Annotated in this window: 17 protein-coding genes; 10 read left to right on the forward strand and 7 right to left on the reverse strand. The window is 69.0% G+C overall.

From position 1 onward, the window contains the following. Window positions 1-74: 74 nt before the first annotated feature. Window positions 75-587, reverse strand: coding sequence for a 30S ribosomal protein S9 (gene rpsI / locus DNK52_RS09300; protein WP_110240736.1), 513 nt, complete (start codon window positions 585-587; stop codon window positions 75-77). Window positions 588-613: 26 nt separating this feature from the next. After that, complete coding sequence (gene rplM / locus DNK52_RS09305) at window positions 614-1057, reverse strand: 50S ribosomal protein L13 (RefSeq protein ID WP_110240737.1); 444 nt, start codon at window positions 1055-1057, stop codon at window positions 614-616. Between the two features lie 357 nt (window positions 1058-1414). Here rplM and DNK52_RS09310 point away from each other — a divergent pair, with 357 nt between their 5' ends. Continuing rightward, window positions 1415-2749: a citrate synthase gene (locus tag DNK52_RS09310; protein WP_110240738.1), complete on the forward strand. Its 1335-nt coding sequence runs from the start codon at window positions 1415-1417 to the stop codon at window positions 2747-2749. Between the two features lie 203 nt (window positions 2750-2952). Next, window positions 2953-4224, forward strand: coding sequence for a S1C family serine protease (locus DNK52_RS09315; RefSeq protein ID WP_239455480.1), 1272 nt, complete (start codon window positions 2953-2955; stop codon window positions 4222-4224). Window positions 4225-4287: 63 nt separating this feature from the next. Here the strand turns inward: DNK52_RS09315 and DNK52_RS09320 are convergent, their stop codons facing one another. Continuing rightward, entirely contained in the window at window positions 4288-4911 is a 624-nt protein-coding gene (locus DNK52_RS09320; RefSeq protein ID WP_110240739.1) for a TetR/AcrR family transcriptional regulator, read from the reverse strand. A gap of 83 nt (window positions 4912-4994) precedes the next feature. On the opposite strand from DNK52_RS09320, the gene DNK52_RS09325 reads away from it, so the two are divergent. The 4 genes from DNK52_RS09325 to DNK52_RS09340 are packed head-to-tail and all read left to right on the forward strand — an operon-like array spanning window position 4995 to window position 8857. Next, window positions 4995-5747 (forward strand): SDR family oxidoreductase, encoded by a 753-nt coding sequence (locus DNK52_RS09325; protein ID WP_110240740.1) that lies wholly within the window; start codon window positions 4995-4997, stop codon window positions 5745-5747. Continuing rightward, a complete protein-coding gene (locus DNK52_RS09330) occupies window positions 5747-6583 on the forward strand; it encodes an SDR family oxidoreductase (RefSeq protein WP_110240741.1) in 837 nt (278 codons plus the stop codon). The genes DNK52_RS09325 and DNK52_RS09330 overlap by 1 nt, the downstream gene beginning before the upstream one ends. Further along, a complete protein-coding gene (locus DNK52_RS09335; protein ID WP_110240742.1) occupies window positions 6580-7626 on the forward strand; it encodes a phosphotransferase family protein in 1047 nt (348 codons plus the stop codon). Before DNK52_RS09330 ends, DNK52_RS09335 begins: the two co-directional genes overlap by 4 nt. Window position 7627: 1 nt before the next feature. Beyond that, entirely contained in the window at window positions 7628-8857 is a 1230-nt protein-coding gene (locus tag DNK52_RS09340; protein WP_110240743.1) for an acyl-CoA dehydrogenase family protein, read from the forward strand. A 33-nt stretch (window positions 8858-8890) separates the two neighbouring features. On the opposite strand, the gene DNK52_RS09345 is transcribed toward DNK52_RS09340, so the two are convergent. The 3 genes from DNK52_RS09345 to truA form a co-directional block, all read right to left on the reverse strand. Next, window positions 8891-10276, reverse strand: a complete 1386-nt coding sequence (locus DNK52_RS09345) for an FAD-dependent oxidoreductase (RefSeq protein ID WP_204163473.1) — start codon at window positions 10274-10276, stop codon at window positions 8891-8893. After that, window positions 10273-10908, reverse strand: coding sequence for a class I SAM-dependent methyltransferase (locus DNK52_RS09350; protein WP_110240744.1), 636 nt, complete (start codon window positions 10906-10908; stop codon window positions 10273-10275). Before DNK52_RS09350 ends, DNK52_RS09345 begins: the two co-directional genes overlap by 4 nt. Window positions 10909-10979: 71 nt before the next feature. Then, the gene (truA, locus tag DNK52_RS09355) at window positions 10980-11807 is read right to left on the reverse strand and encodes a tRNA pseudouridine(38-40) synthase TruA (protein ID WP_110240745.1); all 828 of its coding nucleotides are present in this window, start codon (window positions 11805-11807) and stop codon (window positions 10980-10982) included. A gap of 123 nt (window positions 11808-11930) precedes the next feature. On the opposite strand from truA, the gene DNK52_RS09360 reads away from it, so the two are divergent. From DNK52_RS09360 to DNK52_RS09375, 4 genes are all read left to right on the forward strand, one after another. Beyond that, window positions 11931-12296 carry an ArsR/SmtB family transcription factor gene (locus DNK52_RS09360; RefSeq protein ID WP_110240746.1) on the forward strand — a complete coding sequence of 122 codons (366 nt, stop codon included), beginning with the start codon at window positions 11931-11933 and terminating at the stop codon, window positions 12294-12296. Continuing rightward, window positions 12293-12802, forward strand: coding sequence for an SRPBCC domain-containing protein (locus DNK52_RS09365; RefSeq protein WP_110240747.1), 510 nt, complete (start codon window positions 12293-12295; stop codon window positions 12800-12802). Before DNK52_RS09360 ends, DNK52_RS09365 begins: the two co-directional genes overlap by 4 nt. Continuing rightward, complete coding sequence (locus DNK52_RS09370) at window positions 12802-13365, forward strand: TIGR03086 family metal-binding protein (protein WP_110240748.1); 564 nt, start codon at window positions 12802-12804, stop codon at window positions 13363-13365. Before DNK52_RS09365 ends, DNK52_RS09370 begins: the two co-directional genes overlap by 1 nt. A gap of 155 nt (window positions 13366-13520) precedes the next feature. Beyond that, on the forward strand, window positions 13521-14297 hold the full coding sequence (locus DNK52_RS09375; protein WP_204163474.1) for a DUF2786 domain-containing protein: 777 nt from the start codon (window positions 13521-13523) through the stop codon (window positions 14295-14297). A gap of 161 nt (window positions 14298-14458) precedes the next feature. Here DNK52_RS09375 and rplQ read toward each other — a convergent pair whose 3' ends face one another. Further along, on the reverse strand, window positions 14459-15034 hold the full coding sequence (gene rplQ / locus DNK52_RS09380) for a 50S ribosomal protein L17 (protein ID WP_110240749.1): 576 nt from the start codon (window positions 15032-15034) through the stop codon (window positions 14459-14461). Window positions 15035-15042: the final 8 nt, after the last annotated feature.

The raw sequence follows: 15042 nt of genomic DNA on the forward strand, positions 1-15042 counted from the left end.
GGTCGGTGCCGTGAATGCAGGAGACCCCGCCCCGGCCGAAGCCGGAGCGGGGTCTCGCTGGTGGAACTCGAAGATCAGCGCTTGCTGAACTGCGGTGCCTTGCGGGCCTTCTTGAGGCCTGCCTTCTTGCGCTCGATGACGCGGGCGTCACGAGTGAGCAGGCCAGCCTTCTTGAGGGAAGGACGGTTGGCCTCTTCGTCGATCGAGTTCAGGCAGCGAGCCACGCCGAGGCGCAGGGCGCCGGCCTGACCGGTGATGCCGCCGCCGTGGATGCGGGCGATGACGTCGAAGCGGCCTTCGAGCTCGAGGTTCGCGAACGGCTCGTTCACGACCTGCTGGTGCAGCTTGTTCGGGAAGTAGCTCTCCAGGGCGCGGCCGTTGACGGTCCACACGCCGGTGCCGGGGACGATGCGCACGCGGGCCACGGCCTGCTTGCGACGGCCGGTGGCGGCTGCGGGGGCAATGGTCGCTGCCTTGAGGGGAGCGTCGGCGGAAGGCTCGGACTCCGAGCTGTAGGCAACGCCCTGCTCGTCGGTCTCGAAGGTCTCTTCAACCTCGGTCGGGTTGTTCTCGGTGGTCTCAGCCACGGTAATTCCTCACTCGTCCTTGAAAATTACTGGGAGACCTGGATGATCTCGAACGGCTTGGCCTGCTGGGCCTGGTGCGGGTGCTCCGGGCCTGCGTAGACCTTGAGCTTCTTGAGCATCTGGCGGCCAAGACGGTTCTTGGGGAGCATGCCCCACACAGCCATTTCAATGGCCTTGCGAGCGTCCTTCTCCAGGATTTCACCGAACGGCGTGGCCGTGAGGCCGCCGGGGTAACCGGAGTGGCGGTAGGCCAGCTTGGTGATCTTCTTGTTGGCGGAGAGCGCCACCTTCTCCGCGTTGACGATGATGACGAAGTCACCCATGTCCATGTGCGGAGCGAACGTGGGCTTGTGCTTTCCACGCAGGAGGTTTGCGGTCTGGACGGAGAGACGTCCCAGGACGACGTCAGTGGCATCGATGACGAGCCACTCACGCTGAATGTCAGCGGGCTTCGGGCTGTACGTACGCACGGCGAGAACCTTCTCGTTCGTAGGTCCCGGACGAAGGTGTCCGTCCGGGTGGGTGGAGCCACGACTTCTGACGAACACGGCCCGGCTTTCACGTCCTCACGATGACCGTGGAGACGCAATGTCCGGATCTGCATCTCTCGCCCGGTGGAAGGTTCGACCGGGGTCAGGACGCGGCAGGAGTCGCGACGCACGATCTTACGCACGGTTGGAGGAGGGGCCAAATTCCCCGCGCTCCGAGCACCCCGCGACAGCGGAGCACGGAGCCCGCCCCCGGACCCGGGTTACGCTGGTCACAGGCGAGCGACTAGTTTGGACCGGTACCCGTATGACGTGAACATTACGTGCTAAGGAGCCGACGTGACCGACGTCCCGGCGACCGATGCCGCGGCCACCGCCGACGCATCCAGCCAGACCCTCACCGTTAGAGACAACCGCACCGGCGTGGAGTACGACGTCCCGATCACCGACGGCACCATCCGCGCCGCCGATCTGGGACAGATCCGTACCGACGACGACGAGCCCGGCCTGGCGGTCTATGACCCCGGCTTCACCAACACCGCATCGTGCCGTTCCGCCGTCACCTTCATCGACGGCGACAAGGGCATCCTGGAGTACCGCGGTTACCCGATCGAGCAGTTGGCGGAGAAGTCCACCTTCCTCGAGGTGGCCTACCTGCTGATCCACGGCGACCTGCCGACCAAGGAGCAGTACGAGGCCTGGGTGCACGAGATCACCTATCACACCTTCGTACACGAGAACGTCAAGGAATTCGTCCAGGGCTTCCGCTACGACGCGCACCCCATGGGGATGCTGATGGCGTCAGTGGGAGCTCTTTCCACGTTCTACCCCGACGCGATCAACATCGCCGACGCCGACAACCGCCACATCCAGATGGTGCGGATGATCGCCAAGATGCCCACCCTGGGCGCCTGGTCCTTCCGGCACGCGCAGGGCAAGCCGTTGGTCTACCCGGACAACGAGCTGAACTACACGGAGAACTTCCTCTCGATGCTCTTCAAGATGAGCGAGTCGAAGTTCGAGGCCGACCCGCGTCTGGCCAAGGCGCTCGACGTGCTGCTGATCCTGCACGCCGACCACGAGCAGAACTGCTCCACCAACGCGGTCCGCTCCGTCGGCTCCTCCCAGGTGGACCCCTACTCGGCTGTCGCGGCAGGCATCGGCGCCCTCTTCGGCCCGCTGCACGGTGGCGCCAACGAGGCCGTGCTCCGGATGCTGAAGCGGATCGGCACGAAGGAGAACATCCCCGAGTTCATCGAGGGCGTGAAGAACGGCGACGAGAAGCTCATGGGCTTCGGTCACCGTGTCTACAAGAACTACGACCCGCGTGCCACGATCATCAAGAAGGCCTGCGACGACGTCTTCGAGGTCACCGGGGTCAACCCGCTCCTCGAGATCGCCCAGGAGCTCGAGCGGATCGCGCTCGAGGACGACTACTTCATCAAGCGTCGCCTGTACCCCAACGTGGACTTCTACTCGGGCCTGATCTACGAGGCCCTGCAGTTCCCGCCGGAGATGTTCACCGTCCTCTTCGCGATCGGCCGTACGCCCGGTTGGCTCGCGCAGTGGAACGAGCTCGTCACCGACAAGGAGCAGAAGATCGCTCGCCCGAAGCAGATCTACACCGGCGAGCGCACGCTCGACTTCGTGCCGGCCGCCGAGCGCTGGGCCTGAGCCCCACCCCGATCCACGCGCGTCACCCGAAGGGCCCGAGTTCTCGTACGAGAGCTCGGGCCCTTCGGTCGTCCACTCCCTGCCCGGCCCAGCCCTGCCCGGCCCAGCCACCCAGCCTCCACAACCACCGGGACGGGCGACTTCACCGGGATCGCACGGCACAGTCTCAGGCAGTTCCTAGGCTTTGTTGGCACAGTGGGAACATGAGCAACGAGAACGAGCCGACGCGACCCACCCCTCCGGCGACCTTCTACGGAAGCGCTGGCTCCCCGTCCGACTCGCCCCGACCACCCCATGCTGCGGTCTCGGACGAGACCGCACGGCTGGCTCCGTTCCTCGAGGCTCCCTCCTCCCCCACGCCTCCGGGGAGGAAGTCGAGCCGTGCCCGCGGAGCCGGCGTGGTCCTGGCCTCCATGGCGCTCGGAGCAATCGCCGGTTACGGAGGCGCTGCCACTCACGCTGCGCTCGACGACGAGGACTCCGGCTCCTCCCGTGACGGCGACTCCACCTCCCAGGTGATCAACCAACCCAAGTCCTCGTCCGAGGCCGGGACCGTGGAAGGGGTGGCCAGCCAGGTGCTGCCCTCGGTCGTGCGCATCGATGTCTCATCAGGCTCGGGCCAGGGATCCGGCAGTGGGATCGTGCTCACCGACGACGGCCAGATCCTGACCAACAACCACGTCGTCGACGGCGCCGGCGACGGGGACACCATCCGGGTCTCCTTCGCCGACGGCACGCGTGCGAGCGCGCGGGTGCTCGGCACCGACCCCCTCACCGACACTGCAGTGATCCAGGCCGCGGACGTCTCCGGCCTGACCCCCGCCACCATCGGCAAGTCCGACAACCTCCAGGTCGGCCAACAGGTGGTCGCCATCGGTTCCCCCTTCGGCCTCGACGCGACCGTGACGAGTGGCATCGTCAGCGCGCTCGACCGCCCGGTCAACGTCGGAAGCACCGGCAGCCAGGGCAACTCCACGACCTATCCCGCGATCCAGACCGATGCAGCGATCAACCCCGGCAACAGCGGCGGACCCTTGGTCGACCTGACCGGCAGCGTGGTCGGCATCAACTCCTCGATCCGCACCGCGGGCTCATCGTCCGGCGCGGCCGGCTCGATCGGCCTGGGTTTCGCCATCCCGATCGACGAGATCCTGCCGATCGTCGAGCAGATGAAGGCGGGCGAGACCCCGACCCACGCCCGTCTCGGGATCACGGTCACCGACGCCACCGGCGCCGGCGAGGCCACGGCCATGGGGGCCCTGGTGCGCGAGGTGACCGACGACGCTGCGGCCGGGTCGGCTGGGCTGCAGCAGGGAGATGTGATCACCCGGATCGACGACGCGATGATCGACAGCGCCGACGACCTCGTGGCGACCGTGCGCAGTTACCGTCCCGGCGACGAGGTCGAGGTGACCTTCGTCCGCGGAGACGACGAGCAGACGCTGAGCATCAAGCTCGAGTCGGACGCATCCTGACCACGGGACTCTCCAGGTGAGTGCCCTGCTGGCGGAGACCCTGGATCGCGGCCCCCACCGACGTCACGGTCGAGGCTCGGCGCCGACCATCCGCAACGCCAGCACGCGGTAGTGCTCGGCGACCTGGTCAGGGGTCCAGCCCCCGCGCTCGTCGTACCAGCGCGCGACGTCGATGCCGAGCGACAACAGGGCCGCTGACGTCATCGCCGGGGACACGACGTCGAAGACTCCTGAGTCGGCGCCGCGCTGGACCAGATCGCGCATCAGTCCGTCCATCTCTGCCCGGAGCTCCATGATCTCGACGCGGTGCTCAGCGTTGAGGGAGTTGAGTTCGTAGTTCACGATCCGCGCCATCGTGTGGTTGCGCGCATGGTGGCGTGCGAAGTCGACGACGAACTTCTGCAGTTGGTCGGTCGGAGCATCGTGCGCAGCGATCGCGTGGCGGCACAGGGCGAGCACTTCGAGGTGCCCGGCCAACGAGACCTGGTGGAGCAGGTCCTCCTTGGAGCGGTGGTGCACGTAGAGAGCCGCGGGGCTCATCTGGGCGGCGGTGGCGATGTCGCGGGTCGTGGTGCCGTGGAAGCCCTTTTCCGCGAACGCCTCCACAGCGGCGTCGAAGAGACGCTGGCGCGCCCTCTCGCCCGGTCCCGCGTCGTCAGCCGAACGCCCATTGACTCCAATTGCCATGTCGGTATCCTAAGCAAGCGCTCACTTATGCGCAACGTGATCACGGGCACCCTGTGGGAGCCCCGACAGCCAGGAGAAGAGCAGTGCGAGGACTCAGCGGCAAGGTCGCCATCATCACCGGAGCAAGTCGCGGGATCGGTCTGGGTGTCGCCCGACGACTGGTCGAGGAGGGCGCCAAGGTGGTCGTCACGGCCCGCAAGGCCGAGGCCCTGGCCGAAGCCGTGGAGACCCTGGGCGGCCCCGAGCACGCGCTCGGCATCGCCGGGAGCGCGAGTGACCCCGAGCACCGTACGGAGGTGGTCACGCGCACCATCGAGACCTTCGGCAGCCTTGACCTGCTCGTCAACAACACCGGGATCAACCCGGCGTACGGCCCGCTGGTCGACCTCGACCTCGACGTGGCCCGCAAGATCCTCGACACCAACGCCGTCGCCGCGCTGGCCTGGGTCCAGGAGGCCCACCGCGCCTGGATGAAGGAGCACGGCGGAGCCGTCGTCAACGTCTCGTCGGTCGCCGGGGTCAAGCCCGCCCCCGGGATCGCCATGTACGGCGCCAGCAAGGCCACCCTGCGCAGCCTCACCGAGTCCCTGGCCGTCGAGCTCGGCCCCGACGTCCGGGTCAACGGCGTCGCGCCCGCGGTGGTGAAGACCCGCTTCGCCAGCGCCCTGTACGAGGGCCGCGAGGAGGAGGTCGCTGCGGCGTACCCGCTGAAGCGGCTGGGGCTCCCTGAGGACATCGGCAGCGCCGTCGCCTTCCTGCTCTCCGACGACGCCGGGTGGATGACCGGGCAGACGCTCGTGCTCGACGGCGGTCTCACGCTCACCGGCGGCGTCTGATGGGAGGCCCCACCTCCTTGGTCGGGCTCGGTGCCGTCGTCACCGGCGCCGGCCACGGCATCGGTGCCGCGCTGGCACGACGTCTGGCCACCGAGGGCGTCCGAGTGGTCGTCAACGACCTCGACGCCGCCGCGGCCCAGCGCGTGGCAGATGAGATCGGGGGCACCGCGGCTCCGGGCGACTGCGCCAGCGAGGAGGGCGTACGCGCCCTGCTGGAGACCGCGACGGACGCGCTCGGTCGCATCGACCTCTACTTCGCCAACGCCGGTCTCGACTCGGTGGCCGGTGACGGCTTCGCCGACGCCGCTCTCGACAGCCTCGCCACCAGCGACGCTGCCTGGCAGCAGATGCACGAGGTCAACGTGATGGCCCATGTGCGGGCCGCGCGAGCGCTGGTCCCCGGTTGGGTGGCAGGGGGCGGTGGGCGTTTCGTCGTCACCGCCTCGGCCGCCGGGCTGCTGACCATGCTCGGCGCCGCGCCCTACTCGACCACCAAGCACGCCGCTGTCGGGTTCGCCGAGTGGCTCTCCGCGACGTACGGACACCGCGGCGTCGTCGTGCAGGCCATCTGTCCCCAAGGCGTGCAGACGCGGATGTACGAAGAGTCAGGCCCCCTCAAGGAGCTGCTCTCCCGCGACGCCGTGCTCACCCCCGACGACGTCGCGAGTGCGTGGGTCGACTCGTTGACCGACGACCGGTTCCTGGTGTTGCCGCACCCGGAGGTGGGCGCCTACTACCGGGCCCGGGCCGGCGCCAACGAGCAGTGGCTGGCCGGCATGCGCCGTCTCCAGGCCCACCTCGACCAGCACCTCGACCAGAAGCAGGAGAACCGATGAGCACCCCCGGTCTCGACCTCGCCGCCTTCGCCGCGTGGTTCCGTACGCAGGTCCCCGAGGGCACCGTCACCGGCGATGACTGGTCCGCCTCGCTGATCACCGGCGGCAAGTCCAACCTCACCTACGAGGTGAGCGACGGCCAGACCTCCTGGATCGTGCGTCGCCCCCCGCTGGGTCACGTGCAGGCCACAGCCCACGACATGGCGCGGGAGTTCACCGTGATGTCCGCGCTCGCCGACACCGAGGTCCCGGTCCCGCGCACCGTCGCGCTCGGCGAGGACCACTCCGTGCTCGGCGCGACCTTCTACGTGATGGAGAAGGTCGCCGGCGTCCCCTACCGCGACGCGGCCCAGCTGGATGCCCTCGGGAGCGACTCCACCGCCGCGTTGACCGGCGAGATGATCGATGTCCTGGCTCGGCTGCACACCGTGGAGCCGGAGGCTGTCGGTCTCGGCGACTTCGGTCGACCCGTCGGCTTCCTGGCCCGCCAGGTGAAGCGGTGGGGCAGGCAACTGGAGGGCTCGAAGACCCGGGAGCTGCCCGACGCCGACCGCCTGTTGGCCCACCTGGTCGCCCACGTCCCCGAGGTCGATGCCCCCGGCGCGATCGTGCACGGCGACTACCGCCTCGACAACCTGCTCGTGGTGTCGGACGAGACGCCGTCGGTCAAGGCGGTCGTCGACTGGGAGATGTCTACGCTCGGCGACCCGCTCACCGACCTGGCCCTGCTGCTCGTCTACGACGGTCTGGCGGCGCTCGCTCCCTCGCTGGGCGTCAGCGACGTCAGCGCGGCCCCGGGCTACCCGGCGCCGAGCGCCCTCATCGACTCCTACGCCGCCGCTCGCGGCCTGGACGCCGACGAGTTGCACGGACACATGGAGTTCCATCTGGGGCTGGCCCACTTCAAGCTCGCCGCGATCCTCGAGGGGATCCATCACCGCTTCGCCGCCGGCCAGACCGTCGGCGGAGGCTTCGACACCATCGGTTCCGCCGTGGAACCGCTGCTGGCCGCAGGACTGCGCGCCGCAGCAGGAAAGGACTGACATGGACTTCGCCTTCGACGCCCGCACCAGCGAGCTCATCGACGAGATGAACTCGTTCATGGCCGAGCACGTGCTGCCGGCCGAGCCCGTCTTCGCCCAGCAGCTGGAGGGGTTGGACGACCGCTTCGCGTGGACCCGGACGCCCGTGGTCGCCGACCTGCAGGCCGAGGCGCGCCGCCGCGGCCTGTGGAACCTCTTCCTCCCTGCCTCGGCCGACACCGAGGGGGTGGGCGGCGGCCTGACCAACCTCCAGTACGCCCCGGTCGCCGAGATCAGTGGCCGCAGCGGCAACCTCGGGCCGGCCGCGATGAACTGTGCTGCGCCCGACACCGGCAACATGGAGGTGCTGCACCTCTTCGGTACGCCGGAGCAGAAGGAGCGGTGGCTCACGCCACTGCTGGAGGCCCGGATCCGCTCCGGCTTCGCGATGACCGAGCCCGACGTCGCCTCCTCCGACGCCACCAACATTGAGACCTCGATCGTGCGCGACGGCGACCACTACGTGATCAACGGACGCAAGTGGTGGACGACCGGTGCGGTCAACCCCGACTGCGCGATCTTCATCGTGATGGGCAAGACCGACCCGGAGGCGTCGCGCCACCGGCAGCAGTCGATGGTCCTGGTGCCACGCGACACCCCCGGGCTGGAGATCGTGCGCCCGTTGCACGTCTTCGGGTACGACGACCACGAGCACGGCGGCCACGCCGAGATGCGCTTCAGCGACGTACGTGTCCCCGTCACCAACCTGATCGGCGAGGAGGGCAGCGGCTTCGCGGTGGCCCAGGCCCGCCTGGGACCGGGTCGCATCCACCACTGCATGCGCTCGATCGGGGTGGCCGAGCGTGCCATCGAGTTGATGTGTGAGCGGGTCAGCAACCGGGTCGCCTTCGGCCGCCCGCTCTCGGCCCAGGGCGTGGTGCGTGACTGGATCGCGGAGTCCCGCGTCGAGATCGAGCAGCTGCGCCTGCTGGTGCTGAAGACCGCCTGGCTGATGGACACCGTCGGCAACCGCGGCGCCCACACCGAGATCCAGGCGATCAAGATCGCCACGCCCCGGGTCGTCCAGGGCATCGTCGACCGGGCCATCCAGGCCCACGGTGCGGGCGGCGTGTCGCAGGACTTCCCGCTGGCGATGAGCCTGGCCGGCATCCGTACGCTGCGTCTGGCCGACGGTCCCGACGAGGTGCACAAGAACTCGCTGGCCAAGGCTGAGTTGGCCCGCTGGTCCTGAGGTGCCGCGGCTGAGCCGGCCCTCGGGGCCGACTCAGCCGCCAGCGGCCTCGTGGTCGATCAGCTCGGCCACCCGACGGGCCGCGATCTGCAGCACCTCCCAGGCGGTGGCGACCGGGGGTGCGTACGAGAGGTCCATCCAGGCGAGGTCGTCGACGGTCCCACCCGCCCACAGCACCGCAGCGGCGGCGTCGATCCGTTTGCCCGCGCCCTGACCTCCGACGATCTCCACGGCGAGCAGCCGCCGGGTGATCCGGTCTGCGCTCACCAGGAGAGTGATCGTGGGGGCGCCGGGCATGTAGCCCGTGATCGTGGTGCCCTCGGTGACCAGGCTGACGCACGTGTCAGCGATGTTGCCCGGGTTGCGGGTCGACACCCCGGTGCGAGCGATCTCGATGTACTCCTCACCCGCCGCGAAGCGCGTGATGGCCGTGCCCAGCACTCCGGGGAAGCGAAGGTCGCCGCCCGCGAGGTTCTCCCCCACGACTCGGCCGAGCTTGTTGGCGTGGGTGCCCAACGGGACGTACACCCACTCCCCGACAGGACGCGCCTGCACCTCGCAGCAGTCGCCCGCGGCCCAGACCCCCGGCGCCACCTGTCCGCGCTCGTCCGGGCGGAGGGCGCCGTTGGGTTGGCGCAGGTCCGTGTGGGCCAGGAAGTCCGTGGCGGGGCGTACGCCCAAAGCGACGACCACGTGGTGGGCAGCGAGCACGTCGCTCCCGACCCGTACGCCGGTGACCACCCCCTCGTGCACCTCGAGCCCCTCGACCTCACTGTCCAGGTGCACCTCGACACCGGCCCGCACCAGGGAGGCGGTGACCCGGGCAGAGATCTCGGGGTGGAAGGTGCTCAACACCCGCGAACGGGTCACCAGGGCGACCTCGAGCCCACGACGCAGCGCGGCCTCCGCCATCTCGACGCCGATGTAGCCGCCGCCGATGACGACGACGCGCTCCCCTGCCCCGTCGGCGAAACGGCTCGCCCACGCCTCGGCGTCGTCCAGGTCCTTCGCCGGCATGACTCCTGCAACGGGTTCGCCGGCCGGGCCACGGGACCAGGCGGGCATGACGGGTGAGGCGCCGGTGGCCACGACGACCTCGTCGAACTCCACCGGGTCCGCGCCCTCGACGGTCGCCACCCCGGCCTCCAGGTCCAGGTGGGTGACGCGGCTCCCGAGTCGCAGGTCGATGCCGGCCGCCCGGTGCTCCTGCGCCGTGCGGGCCACGAGGTCGTCGATGCCTGCCACTTCACCGGAGACGACGTACGGGATCCCGCAGGCCGAGTACGACGTGTGCTGGCCGGCGTCGAGCACCGTCACCGCGAGCTCGCGTCCGCGGTCGCGGGCGGTCCGCAGCATCTGGTGGGCGGCCGACATCCCGGCGCCGTCCGCGCCGATGACGAGGACCCGGTGGCCGGTCACGTCAGGTCACTCCCACGGCGCGTCTCGAGGATCCGGAAGCCCTTGTGACTGGCCAGACGCGTGGTGGGGTATCCCTGCTCCCCCAACCACCGCTGCAGCGAGTCGGCGCCCAGGTGCTTGCCGACCACACTGACCATGCGCCCGTTCGGGGCCAACCGCGGCAGCCAGGTGAGCAGCAACGCGTGGAGGGCCTCCTTGCCGATCCGGATCGGCGGGTTGGTCCAGATCTCGTCGAACCGGTAGTCGCTCGGGACGTTCTCCGGCGTGACCGCGGCGAACGTGCCGGCGACCCCGAGCGCCTTGGCGTTGTCGTTGGCCAGAGCGATCGCGCGCTCGTTCACGTCGACGCCGATCACCCGGGCCAGCGGGACTGCCTTGGCGATCGCCAGACCGATCGGCCCGTACCCGCACCCGAGGTCAAGGAACTGCCCCATCGGCGGCGGCTCCAGCTCGCGGAAGAGGATCGCGGTCGCGTGATCGAGGTGACCGCGGCTGAAGACCCCGGCCCCACTGATCAGCTCGAGTTCGTGCCCCCAGACCTCGCAGGTGTACGTCTCGCGGGCGTACGGCACGCTGGGGTCCGCGTTGAAGTAGTGGTCCTGCTCGTCACTGTCGGCTGGTTCGGTGCTCACCGGGTCCTGTTCCTCTGGGTCCTGTTCCTCTGGGTCTTGGTTGCCTAGATCTCTGCTCACAGGGTCCTCGTTCACAGGGTCCTCCTGGCTCGCGCCCTCGTCGACTGGGCGATCAGTTCTTCACCTTCGGGATAGCCGACCTCCTCGAGGCACAACCCGTGCGCCTGGACGACGGCCACGGCCGGGTCTCGACGCCGGGCCTGCATCACCTCGGCAGCCCAGGCGGGGTCGCGTCGCCCGTCCCCCACCGTCAGCAGGCAGCCGACCAAGGAGCGCACCATGTTGTGGCAGAACGCGTCCGCGACGACTCGGGCCTCGGCAGCGCCGTCGCTGTTGCGCTGCCAGGACAGCTCCAGGAGCGTACGCACGGTGGTGGCCCCCTCGCGCCTCTTGCAGAAGGAGGCGAAGTCCTTGAGCCCGATCAGCAGGTCGGCGCCCTTGTTCATCGCGTCGACGTCGAGCGGGCGAGGCCAGGCCAGCACGTGACGTCGGGTGAGGGGGTCGACCAGATCGGGGCGGTCCGCGACCCGGTAGGAGTAGCGTCGCCAGATCGCCGAGAAACGGGCGTCGAAACCGGGCTCGGCCTGCGTCACTCGGTGCACCCTGATGTCTCCGGGCAGGATCCCGTTGAGCCGACGCAGCAGGGCGTCGGTGGGGGCGTCGGGCGAGCGTCCGGCCGATTCCACGACCGCCGACTCCTCGATGTCGAGGTGGACGACCTGCCCGCGCGCGTGCACCCCGGTGTCCGTACGTCCCGCCACCACCACCCGGGCGGCCGGGATGCGCAGGGTCGTCGCCAGTGCCGCTTCGAGGGTGCCCTGGACCGTGCGCAATTGCGGCTGGGTGGCCCAACCGGAGAAGTCGGTGCCGTCATAGGCGAGATCGATCCGTAGGCGCACGCACCCATCCTCCCAGAGGCCCTCCCAGAAGCCTTCCGAGCATTGTTCTCAACCAACTGGTTGACATGAGGCGGTGCCTGGTCCTACCTTGAAGTCAACCGCACGGTTGACCAAGGAGCTTCGATGACTGACGCACTCTCCCGGGCCTTCTCCGCGCTCGCGGACCCCACCAGGCGCGACATGGTGGCCCGCCTGACCGAGGGCGACCAGACTCTGAGCGAGCTCGCCGAGCCGTACGACGTGAGCCTGCAGGCCGTCTCGAAGCACCTCAAGGTCCTCGAGACCGCCGGCCTCGTCACCCGCAGCCGTGAGGCCCAACGACGTCCGGTCCACCTCGAGGCCGACGTCTTCGACCTGATGACCAAGTGGATCGAGCGTTACCGCGATCGGGCCGAGGCGAGGTACCAACGCCTCGACGCGGTCCTGGCCCGCCTCGAGGACCTTGACCCCGACGCCCCACACGACACCCACGAAGGAGCAGCATCATGAGCACCACTGCCTTGCCGCACCACCCACAGGCCGAGATCACGGCCGACCCGGACGTCCCCGCGATCCGCATCGAGCGGGACTTCAACGCCACTGCGGCACAGTTGAGCAGGGCACACCTGGATCCCGAGATCTTCGTCCAGTGGTGCGGTCCTGACTCCGTGACCGTCCGCGTGGTGGAGTGGGACGCGCGGCCGTTGGGCTCGTACCGCTACCTCTGTGTCGAGAAGGGTGGCGAGGGCGGCGGCGAGCACGCCTTCCGCGGCACCTTCCCCCACGTCAGCGAGAACCGCATCGTCCAGACGTTCTGCTACGAGCCCTTTCCCGAGTCGATCTCGCTCGAGACGATGACGTTCACCGACCTGGGCGGCGGACGTACGCGTCTGCACGCATTCTCCCTGTGCGACTCGTTCGAGGCCCGCGACCAGATGCTCGCCTCCGGCATGGACACCGGGGTCAACGAGGGCTATCTCAAGCTCGACACTCTCCTGGCCCGTGGCGCACTGTGATGGCCACCGGAGCCGGTGAGCGCCATCGCGTGTACGCCGCTCAGTTCGCCGCCCTGGTGGATCACGTGAGCGACTGGGAGGCTCCCAGTCCGGTGGTCGGATGGACGGCCCACTCAGTCATCGACCACCTCACCACCTGGTTCCCGGCCTTCGTCCACGCCGGCTCCCCCTACGGCTGGACGCGGCGCACGAGCGCCACGGATGCGCCGGCGCTGGCCTGGGCCGAGCAGAGCAACGCCGTGCAACTCATCCTCGGCGACCCCGCCCAGGCGGACTCCTCCTTCCACCACCCACAACTGCCCAGCTGCACGCTGGGCGAGGCCGTGGACCGCTTCTACACACCTGACGTCTTCATGCACTCCTGGGACCTGGCCCGGGCCACTGGACAGGAGTTCGAGCTCGACCCGGGCTTCGCCGAGGAACTGCTCAGGGGCATGGAGTCGATGGAGGAGGTGATGCGTTCCTCGGGGCAGTACGGCCCGCGGGTACCGGTCCCCGACTCCGCCCCGGTGCAGGATCGGCTTCTCGGCTTCATCGGCCGGGACCCCCACTGGTCCCCCTGACACCATCGCGTCAGTCACTCTGTCCTTGTGCACGCTTGGCGGCATCGCACACACAGGCTGTGGATCCGGGAGCTCGGACTGTCGGCCACCTCTGGCAGGGTTCACGGCACACGACCCCTTCCACCCCGGAGCCGCCGATGTCCCAGCCTGATCCGATGTCCCAGTACGGTTCGATGTCCCAGTCCGGTTCGATGTCCCAGTCCGGTCCGATGCTCGCGAAGATCCGCAAGTTGCTGGCCAAGGCCGAAGATGCCGCCTCCAGTCCCCAGGAGGCGGAGACCTACACGGCCAAGGCCGCGCAACTGATCGCCGACTACGGCATAGATGCGGCACTGCTCGCGGCGGACGCCCCCGGGAGCGACCGAGTCGCTGACCGCGTGGTGAAGCTGGATGCGCCGTATGCCCGCGACAAGGCCCAACTGCTCTGCGACATCGCCCTCGGGCTGCGCTGCCGAGCCGTGCTGCGCCGACGCAGCGCGCCGGACACGCCGACCGAGTTCTCCGTGCACCTCTTCGGCCACGAGTCCGATCTCGCGCGCACCGATCTGCTCTTCACCAGTCTCCTGATGCAGTCCACGCAACGTCTCGCGACCACTCCGGTGCCCGCGTGGGAGCACAAGGCCGCCTTCCGCCGGTCGTGGCAGGCAGGGTTCCGGATGTCGATCTCGCGCAGGCTGGCCGAGGCCGAGGCCCGCGCCCAGGAGACTGCCGCCGATCGCACCACCCAGGGCGGACGAGCCACCGGCCTGGTCCTCGCTGATCGGTCCGTCGAAGTGGAGGCATCCCTGCGGGGTGCCTATCCACTGGCCCAACAGGCCCGCCCTCGCACCCTCTCGGGCTCCGGGATCCGCGACGGCTACCTGGCCGGCGTCCAGGCCGACATCGGCGAGACCCGGCTCCGCGGGGCGCGGGCAGCCCTGCACTCGGGCTGAGCGCCTCCTGCATCTTGCTGCCTTCTGCCTTGTGCCTTGTGTCTCTGCGCCAACCGTCTCGGTCCTGGCCTCTGGCGTGCGCTCACAGTCTGTTCAACGACGAAGCCCGTCACCTGCAGTGCAGGTGACGGGCTTCGTGACGTGGTGCAGGTGAGAAGGCCTCAGGCCTTGTCGCCCTCCTCGGCCGCAGCCTCGGTCGTCCCAGCCTCAGGGGCCTCGGCCTCGGGGGCGTCAGCCTCAGGGGCCTCGGTCTCCGTTGCTTCGGTCTCCGTTGCCTCGGCGTCGGTGGCCTCAGGGGCCTCCTCGACCGTCTCGACCTCTTCGACCGGAGCCGGGGCAGCAGCCTGGGTCTTCTTGGTCGACGGGGCCTTCGGCGAGTACGCCTCGGTCACGAGCTCGATCACGGCCATGGGCGCGTTGTCACCCTTGCGGGGACCGATCTTCGTGATCCGGGTGTAGCCACCCGGACGCTCGGCGAAGGTCGGAGCGATCTCGGTGAAGAGGTGGTGCACGACACCCTTGTCGCGGATGGTCTTGAGGACCTCGCGACGGTTGTGCAGGTCACCCTTCTTGGCCTTGGTGATCAGCTTCTCGGCGTGCGGACGCAGCACGCGAGCCTTCGTCTCGGTCGTGGTGATACGACCGTGCTCAAAGAGCTGGGTGGCAAGGTTCGCCAGGATCAGGCGCTGGTGAGCGGGGCTGCCGCCGAGGCGGGCGCCCTTCTTCGGGGTAGGCATCGTGTCTA

The sequence above is a fragment of the Nocardioides gilvus genome, from assembly GCF_003194605.1.
Taxonomy (GTDB): domain Bacteria; phylum Actinomycetota; class Actinomycetes; order Propionibacteriales; family Nocardioidaceae; genus Nocardioides; species Nocardioides gilvus.

What these genes read in the sequence shown, in the direction of transcription:
- DNK52_RS09315 (WP_239455480.1), top strand. Translation starts at nt 2,953, where the DNA reads ATGAGCAACGAGAACGAGCCGACGCGACCCACCCCTCCGGCGACCTTC.
- DNK52_RS09320 (WP_110240739.1), bottom strand. Translation starts at nt 4,911, where the DNA reads ATGGCAATTGGAGTCAATGGGCGTTCGGCTGACGACGCGGGACCGGGC.
- DNK52_RS09330 (WP_110240741.1), top strand. Translation starts at nt 5,747, where the DNA reads ATGGGAGGCCCCACCTCCTTGGTCGGGCTCGGTGCCGTCGTCACCGGC.
- DNK52_RS09335 (WP_110240742.1), top strand. Translation starts at nt 6,580, where the DNA reads ATGAGCACCCCCGGTCTCGACCTCGCCGCCTTCGCCGCGTGGTTCCGT.
- DNK52_RS09340 (WP_110240743.1), top strand. Translation starts at nt 7,628, where the DNA reads ATGGACTTCGCCTTCGACGCCCGCACCAGCGAGCTCATCGACGAGATG.
- DNK52_RS09360 (WP_110240746.1), top strand. Translation starts at nt 11,931, where the DNA reads ATGACTGACGCACTCTCCCGGGCCTTCTCCGCGCTCGCGGACCCCACC.
- DNK52_RS09365 (WP_110240747.1), top strand. Translation starts at nt 12,293, where the DNA reads ATGAGCACCACTGCCTTGCCGCACCACCCACAGGCCGAGATCACGGCC.
- DNK52_RS09370 (WP_110240748.1), top strand. Translation starts at nt 12,802, where the DNA reads ATGGCCACCGGAGCCGGTGAGCGCCATCGCGTGTACGCCGCTCAGTTC.
- DNK52_RS09375 (WP_204163474.1), top strand. Translation starts at nt 13,521, where the DNA reads ATGTCCCAGTACGGTTCGATGTCCCAGTCCGGTTCGATGTCCCAGTCC.
- rplQ (WP_110240749.1), bottom strand. Translation starts at nt 15,034, where the DNA reads ATGCCTACCCCGAAGAAGGGCGCCCGCCTCGGCGGCAGCCCCGCTCAC.